This is a genomic window from Halorubrum tibetense, assembly GCF_042661865.1.
GTDB lineage: Archaea > Halobacteriota > Halobacteria > Halobacteriales > Haloferacaceae > Halorubrum > Halorubrum tibetense.
Window position 1 is genome coordinate 1 of the sequence record NZ_JBHSWW010000481.1, and the last position, 1,122, is coordinate 1,122.

The following is a 1,122-nucleotide window of genomic DNA, read 5'->3' on the forward strand; positions in this document are numbered from 1 at the left end:
CGTCGGTCCGCCGCCGACGGGGGCAACCGGGAGCCGGGACGCGGGCTCGGGCCCCGAGTCCTCGGCGACCTTCGAGAGCGACACCGGACAGGAGACGTACGCGGACGCGGTCCGGCGCGTCAAGGCGTACGTCCGGGACGGTGACACGTTCCAGGCGAACGTCTCGCAGCGGCTCCGCGCGCCCGCGACCGTCCATCCGGTGGCAGCGTACGACGCGCTCCGGCGGGTGAACCCAGCGCCCTACTCCGGGCTGCTGGAGTTCGAGCGCGACGGGTTGGGGGCCGACCTCGTAAGCGCGAGCCCGGAGCTTCTCTTAGAGCGCGTGCCTAGCGAGGATCCGGAGCGTGGCGCGCGGCTCCTCACCGAACCCATCGCGGGCACCCGGCCGCGGGGCGAGGACGCCGACGCGGACGCCGTGTTGGAGGCCGAGCTGACCGGGGACGGGAAGGAGCGTGCCGAGCACACGATGCTCGTCGACCTCGAGCGCAACGACCTCGGGAAGGTGTCCCGGTTCGGCACGGTCGACGTCGCGGAGTATCGCCGGGTGGACCGGTACTCGGAGGTGATGCACCTCGTGAGCCTGATCGAGGGCGAGGCCCGCCGGGACGTGGGGCTCGCCGACGCGCTCGCCGCCTGTTTCCCCGGCGGGACGATCACCGGCGCGCCGAAGCCGCGGACGATGGAGATCATCGACGAGCTGGAGGAGACCCGCCGAGGGCCCTACACCGGGTCGATGTTCGCGGCGGGGTTCGACGGCCGACTGACCGCCAACATCGTCATTCGAACGCTGGTCCGAACCGGCGAGCGGTACGACTTGCGCGTCGGCGCGGGGATCGTCCACGACTCCGAGCCCGACGCGGAGTACGCGGAGACGCTCGCGAAGGGCCGGGCGCTCGTGACGGCCATCGACGAGGCGCTCTCGGAGGCGGCCCTCGATATCACCGACGAGGGTGCGACGGAGGGTGAGACGTGATGAGTGAAACGGACGCGGACGGCGCGACGAACCGAACGCACGCGGACGGCGCGACGAACCGAACGCACGCGGACGGCGCGACGAACCGAACGCACGCGGACGGCGCGACGAACCGAACGCACGCGGACGACGTGGGCGGCTGGCGCGCC

General features: G+C 72.5%; 1 protein-coding gene. It reads left to right on the forward strand.

Features of this window, described 5'->3' with window-relative positions; all coding sequences use genetic code 11:
• A partial coding sequence (locus ACFQEU_RS16360) for an anthranilate synthase component I family protein (RefSeq protein WP_379783885.1) occupies positions 1-973 on the forward strand: 973 nt, incomplete at its 5' end.
• Between the last annotated feature and the right edge of the window lie 149 nt (positions 974-1,122).